Source organism: Geodermatophilus sp. SYSU D00696 (genome assembly GCF_054050235.1).
The window spans coordinates 1-6,410 of the sequence record NZ_JBJGYY010000073.1 but is presented as its reverse complement, the minus strand read 5'-3'; the positions used below and the strand labels follow the sequence as shown (position 1 = coordinate 6,410).

Annotated in this window: 6 protein-coding genes; all 6 read right to left on the bottom strand. The window is 76.8% G+C overall.

Translation table 11 applies throughout. The features are described from left to right. Positions 1 to 816: PIG-L deacetylase family protein (locus ACI79O_RS24020; protein ID WP_456915381.1), on the bottom strand; the 816-nt coding region annotated here is incomplete at its 3' end. Then, positions 813 to 2,021: a glycosyltransferase family 4 protein gene (locus tag ACI79O_RS24015; RefSeq protein WP_456915380.1), complete on the bottom strand. Its 1,209-nt coding sequence runs from the start codon at positions 2,019 to 2,021 to the stop codon at positions 813 to 815. The genes ACI79O_RS24020 and ACI79O_RS24015, both read right to left, overlap by 4 nt. Then, positions 2,018 to 2,866: a sugar phosphate isomerase/epimerase family protein gene (locus tag ACI79O_RS24010; protein WP_456892092.1), complete on the bottom strand. Its 849-nt coding sequence runs from the start codon at positions 2,864 to 2,866 to the stop codon at positions 2,018 to 2,020. The genes ACI79O_RS24015 and ACI79O_RS24010 overlap by 4 nt, the downstream gene beginning before the upstream one ends. Then, positions 2,863 to 4,326, bottom strand: a complete 1,464-nt coding sequence (locus ACI79O_RS24005; protein WP_456892094.1) for a YcaO-like family protein — start codon at positions 4,324 to 4,326, stop codon at positions 2,863 to 2,865. The genes ACI79O_RS24010 and ACI79O_RS24005 overlap by 4 nt, the downstream gene beginning before the upstream one ends. Beyond that, complete coding sequence (locus ACI79O_RS24000) at positions 4,323 to 5,297, bottom strand: MBL fold metallo-hydrolase (protein WP_456915379.1); 975 nt, start codon at positions 5,295 to 5,297, stop codon at positions 4,323 to 4,325. The genes ACI79O_RS24005 and ACI79O_RS24000 overlap by 4 nt, the downstream gene beginning before the upstream one ends. Next, positions 5,294 to 6,280: a Gfo/Idh/MocA family protein gene (locus tag ACI79O_RS23995; protein ID WP_456892098.1), complete on the bottom strand. Its 987-nt coding sequence runs from the start codon at positions 6,278 to 6,280 to the stop codon at positions 5,294 to 5,296. The genes ACI79O_RS24000 and ACI79O_RS23995 overlap by 4 nt, the downstream gene beginning before the upstream one ends. Positions 6,281 to 6,410: the final 130 nt, after the last annotated feature.

The following is a 6,410-nucleotide window of genomic DNA, read 5'->3' as shown; positions in this document are numbered from 1 at the left end:
CGCCCGCCCGCGGGCGGGCCCGCCGCCGCGCCCCCGGGCGCGCCCGAGCCCCCCCCCCCCCCCCCCCCCCCCCCCCGCCCCCCCCCCCCCCCACACCGCCCCCCGGGACACCACCGCCCCGGCCAGCTCCCGGGCGCGGGAGTCGGCCAGCAGCACCTCGTCCAGCCCGACCAGCGCCGCGCGCATCGCCTCGACGCCTCCGAACTGGAAGCCGAGCTGGGTGGCGTAGCAGGCGCACGCGTCGGCGCGGCGGTCCGGGTCCTGCGGCAGCTCGAGCGGAGCCAGCCCGGCGGGCAGGTCCGGCCCGGGCCGCGCGTCCGGGTCGCGCAGCACGTACGGCGAGTCGCGCCACCACAGCACCGGACGGCCGGTGTCGGCGACCGCCCGCAGCACCTGCCGGTGGTCGACGTGCCCGCCCAGCGCCTGCGGGGCCAGCCACAGGTCCCCGGGTACGGCCTCCAGCAGGTCGCGCACGGTCCGCCACACGTCGTCGCCGGCGTGGACCCCGGCGAACAGCTCCGCGGCGCTCCCGTACCCGCGGTGCGGCGCCTCGGGCAGGTCCAGGTGCAGCGGCGCCGCGCCGAGCACGGCCATCGCGGCGGCGTCCTCGTCGCGCCGCAGCGCCATGTAGTCGGCGTCGGCCGGCAGCCCCTTGTCCAGCTGGCAGGCGAGCGCGAAGCCGGTCGGTCCGGGCACGCTGCGGGTGAAGCAGGTGACCACGGTGACCTCGTGCCCGGCGTCGGCCAGCGCGGCCAGCGTGGCCCCCACGGAGAACGCGGCGTCGTCGAGGTGCGGGCTGACGGCGGTGACCCTCACAGCAGGTGCGCCGCGGAGCGGAACCGGCAGGAGAGGTCGACCGTCGGCGGCATCGTCCAGTCCGCGGACGGCGTCGTCCCGGCGACGGAGCGGTACACGTCGTCGACCGAGCGGGCCAGCACCGGCCAGGAGTAGAGCCGGCGCACGTCCTCCAGCGCCGTCGTCGCCAGCCGGGTCCGCAGGTCGCCGTCGGCGAGCAGCCGGTCCAGCGCCGAGCGCAGCCCGGCGACGTCGCCGGGGGCGTGCAGCAGCCCGTTCTCCTCGTGCCGCAGGCAGTCGACGACACCGACGCTGTCGGTGCTGACCGTGGGCAGCCCGCTGGCCATCGCCTCGAGCAGCGTGTTGGAGAACCCCTCGCTGTAGGTGGGGCTGACGAAGACGTCGGCGCGGCGGTACACCGCGGGCGCCTCGTCGGGCGGCACGTAGCCGAGGAAGGTGGTCCGTTCGTCGGCACGGGCGCGCGCCTCGTCGAGGTCCGGGCCGATGCCGGAGACGACCAGCCGGACGCCGTCGGGCAGCGCCTCGAGCAGGTCGAGCACGCCCTTGCGGCGGTCGACGCGGCCGTGGAAGAGCAGGACGGGCGGGTCCTGCAGTGCGCCGAGCGGGCGCTCGGCCGGGGTGAACCGGCGGGTGTCGGTGGCCCCCGGGACGATCGTGAAGCGCGCGGGGTCCGAGCCGAGGTTGCCGACCACCTCGTCGCGGAAGCTGGCGCTGCCGATGAGCACCGCGTCCGACGCGTCGACGACGGCGCGCATCGCGTGCGCGTGGGTGGCGCAGCAGGTGCCCACCCAGTGGCCGTCGCCGCCCTGGATGCTCACCACCGCGGGCAACCCGGTCTCGCGGGCAGCGGCCAGCACGGCCAGCCCCGGTGGGTAGCCGTACTGGGCGTGCAGCACGTCGAACGGCCGCTCGCGGTGCAGGCCGACGACGGTGCGCACGATCTCGGCGACGTCGCCCTCCCAGTCCGCCGGGACGACGGTCTCGCCGCGGCTGGGCAGCGCGTGCACCTCGACGCCGGCCGGCACGCGGTCCGGTGGGGGCGGGCCGCCGCCGTACACGCGGGTGCCGGCCTCGTCGTCGCGGTACTGGCTGACCAGCACCACCTCGTGGCCGAGCGCGACCAGTTCGCGCAGCAGGTTCTCGGCGTAGACGCTCATCCCGCTCACCGCCGGCCAGTAGCGGCGGCTGACGAAGCAGACCCTCACGCGGCGATCTCCCCCTGCGACTCGGCCTTCCTCAGCGTCTCGATCGAGCGGGGCACCATCTCGTGCGCGCGGTGCCCGTCGCGGGAGAGCTCCAGCGTCACCAGCCGGCCGAACGAGGCCTGCCGCAGCGCCCGCAGCACCGCGGGCAGGTCGACGTCACCCTCGTCGAGCGGTAGGTGGTCGTGCACCCCGCGGCGCATCCCCTCGACGGCGACCGTGCCCAGGTGCGGCGCGAACCGGGTCACCGCCTCGTCCGGCGCGTACGCCCCGGCGACGACGCAGTGCCCGGTGTCGAGCGCCAGCGCGATCCCCGGCGTCTCGGCGGCCAGCCGGGCCCAGCCGTCGCAGTCCTCGACCAGCATCCCCGGCTCGGGCTCGACCGCGAGGGCGTAGGAGCGGCCGCCGTGGCTGTCGATCAGCGCCCGGACGCCGTCGACCAGCCAGCCCCACGCGGCGTCGCGGTCCACGCCCGGCTTCGGCACGCCCGCCCAGAAGCTGACCGCCTCCGCGCCCAGCACCTCCGCCAGGTCGCAGGCCAGGCGCAGGTAGGCCAGCCGCCGCACCCGCCCCTCGGCGGAGGCGGTGACCAGCGTCGGCTCGTGCTTGGCCCGCGGGTCGAGCAGGAACCGGGCGCCGGTCTCCACCACCACGCCCAGCCCGAGCTCGTCGCAGCGGGCCCGCACCGCCGCTGCCTGGGCGAACGCGTCCGGGGCGAACGGGTCGAGGTGGACGACGTCGAGGGTGAGCGCCACCCCGGCGTAGCCGCAGTCGGCGAGGAAGGGCAGCGCGTCCGACAGCCGGTGCGAGGTCAGCCCGTTGGTGTTGTACGCGTACCGCAGGCTCACTGCGCCAGGACCTCCGCGACCACGTGCCGGCCCGGCTCCCGGTACAGCGCGTACAGCGCCCCCACCCGGCGGTCGGCGCCGGCGCGGTCGAACCAGGCCGGCCCGCCCAGGCGCTCCTCCGCCTCGGCGGTCAGGTGCACCCGCGCCCAGCCGCCGGGGTCGGCGCCCACGGCGGCCAGCCCCTCGTCGGCCTCGAGCAGCCGGCGCACGCCGCGCTCGCCGATCCGGCCGTAGGACATCGTCTCCACCTCCAGGCCGGGCACCAGCACCTTCGCCGCGACCGCGTCACCCTCCGAGGGCTGCAGCTCGACCAGCACGTCGTGGCCGGCGGCCTGCACCGCGCCGGTGACCCGCGCGTGCAGGTCGTCCCCGGACCACGTGGGCAGGTCGGCCAGCGCCACCGTGGAGCGGCGGGAGAGCACGGTGTCCTGCAGCAGGTCGACCAGCGCGGCCGTGCCCATCCGCGTCCACGCGAGCATCGCCTCCAGCGCGCGGTCCTCCTCGACCAGCCGCTCCGGCGGGTGCCCGCCGCGCCAGTGCTCCAGGTAGCCCGGCGGCGTCGCCGGCAGGACGACGTCGAAGGGCCCGTGCATGAACGCCTTCCGGCTGCGCGCCGAGGCGAACTCGTGCAGCGCCTTGCGGACGGCGGTGTCGCGGTCGGGGTGCGCGGCCTCCCCGCACGCCGTCGCCATCACCGGCACCGGCTCCGACCCGTCCCGCGAGCAGCCCACGGCGTAGACGTCGACGACGCCGAACTCCGTCGCCGCGAGCTTCACCACCACGTCGATGCCCGCGGCGTCGAGCCGGTCGAGCAGCGCCAGTGCGTCGGAGTCGGTGAGCCCGTCGAGGTCGACGACGACGCCGCGGTCCATCGCCCGGAACGCCGTGGCGTTGCCGTCGCGCTGCAGCACCTCCAGCAGCGCGTGGGTCACCGCCCGGTCGGCGTCGAACGCCGCGCCCTGCCCGTTGGTGATGACCGTGGTCAGCCACCCGCCCGGCGGCGGTGTGCCCGGCAGGTCGTCGGGCGCGGAGGCGACCAGCTCGGCCGGCACCAGCACCGCCTCGCCGTCGCGCAGCCGGGTCATCGGCAGCCACTGCAGCGGCCGGTCGTCGTCGTACGGGCTGCCCGCCTCCAGGCAGAGGGTGCGCGGGTCGGCCACCCGGTCGCGGCCGTGCCGGCGGGTCACCTCCGCATAGGAGCCCTCCTCGCGGGGAACCCCACGGTGCGCCCGCAGCGACAGCGCCATCTCGGCCATCTCGCCCATCGCGCCGGTGCGGGCCTCCTCGCGGGTGGCGCCGTAGCCCAGCCCGCTGCCGCCGGGGTGCGCGGGCGTCGGCGGCAGGACGGCCGAGTGCAGCGGCACGTCGAGCACGTCGATGCCCTCGATGGCGAAGTCCTCGACCGGCGTGGGGAACGAGTCGCGGTACCGCTGCGACGGCGTGACCTCGACGGTGGTCACAGCTCCTCCAGCGGCACGGGAGCGGCGTCCGGCGGCCCCGACAGCAGCCGCTGCACCAGGTGGACGACGGTGTCGGTGGTGACGCCGGCGACCATCTCGAACGGCGTCGCGACGACCTCGAAGTCCAGCTCCGCGACGACGGCGAGCATCTCGCGCAGCTCGCCGTGGGACAGCGGGATCTGCGCGTGGAACGCCTTGTGCGCCGACAGCGCGACCGGGTCGCCGTCGGGGGAGAGGTCGACCTTGAGCGAGTCGCCGCAGAACAGGATCCCGCGGCGGTCGTCGTGCAGCACCGAGTGCCCGGGGAAGTGCCCGCCGGTGCGGTGCAGGGTGAGGCCGGGGGCCAGGGTGAGGACGTCGTCGGCCGGCCAGGTGACCCGGAAGGCCTTGGTCCACACCAGGTCGTGCACGTTGACGCAGACGACCCGGGGCTCGAGCTCCTGCTGCAGCTGCCACAGCGCGCCGTAGCCGTGCACGTGGCTGGAGGCCAGCACCGGGAAGCCGCCCTTCTCGTCGGCCATCCGGCGCAGCTCGGCGAGCATGGGGGCGGTGTACCAGGGTGCGCACTCGAAGCCGACCAGCCCGATGTCGGTCTCGATCACCCAGCCGCGGCTGTCGAGGCCGAAGCGCGGCTCGGTGCCGAACTCGGTGACGCCGTCGACCGGGGCCGGCCGCCAGAAGCCGGTGACCAGCTCGTCGGCCTGCTTCTCGGTGACGAACTCGAACCCGTGCTCGGGCAGCGCGTTGCGGACGTCGGCGCACACCGGGCAGACGGACGGTCCCGGGGCGGGCCAGCGCTGCCAGTGCCCGCAGTTGGTGCACGCGTAGGCGGGCAGGTCGGGCAGCAGGCCGCGGTAGGGGTTGGTGTCGACCTGACTGGACACGTGCCGCGCGTCAGTGCCGTCAGCAGTGAGGTCGGCGGCGGGGTCGGTGGCCCGGTCGATGGCGCCGGGCACGTCGGGCGAGCTCACGGGGTGCCTCCGTCGAGAGCGGTGAGGAGCAGGCGGTGCAGGGCGAGGTCGCGGGCGGGGTCGTACGGCCACCGTGCGCGGCCCGCGACCGCGGCGGTGAAGGCGGCGAACTGCGCCTGGAACGGCGGGGTGTCGGCGAACGGCACGTCCACCGGGTCGGGTCGGTACAGCGTCAGCGAGCCTCCCGCCGTCTGCCCCATCGTGTCGACGGCGACCGCCATGGCCCGCGTGCCGACCACCTCGAGGCGGCGGCGGGGGAACGCGTCGGGGGTGTTGAACGCGACGTGCAGGCCGACCAGCACGCCGCCGTCGGTGGCGCCGGTGAGCAGCGCGCCGTCGTCGACGCCGTAGTCGTGCACCCGGGTCTGCAGCAGCGCCGACAGCCGGGTGACGTCCTCGCCCAGCAGCGTGCCGACCAGGTCGAGGCCGTGCGGAGCGAGGTCGATCGCCGCGCCGCCGCCGGCGCGGGCCGGGTCCACGCGCCAGTTGTCGTGCGGCCGGCCGTCGGGCGTCCAGTCCCCGGGCAGCCAGCAGCAGTAGACGATCCGGACGGCGGTCACCGTGCCCAGCTCGGGCACCAGCTCGCGCAACCGCACGTGGGCGGGGTGCCAGCGCTGGTCGTAGGCGGTGCCCAGCAGCACGCCGGCCCGCGCGCACGCGTCGACCAGCGCCTGCGCGTCGCCGGCGTCGGCGGCCAGCGGCTTCTCGCACAGCACCGCCTTCCCGGCCGCGGCGGCCGCCTCGACCAGCGGCCGGTGCCCCGCGTTGGGCACCGCCACGTACACCGCGTCCAGGCCGGGTGTGGCGAGGAACTCGGCCAGGTCGGTCGTCCGCCGGGCGCCTTCGACCGGCATCCGCGCCGTCGCCGCCGGGTCGAGGTCGTGCAGCGCCACCACCCGGGCACCGTCGACGGCGAGCAGGCCGGGCAGCGCGTGGTCGCGGGCCACCCAGCCGCACCCGGCGATGCCCCAACCGACGCTCACGCCGTCCCCCTCCCCGGGGGGGGGGGGGGGGGGGGGGGGGGGGGGGGGGGGGGGGGGGGGGGGGGGGGGGGGGGGGGGGGGGGGGGGGGTGGGGGCGGGTCCCCGCCCGGCGGGGGGGGGGCGGGGTGGG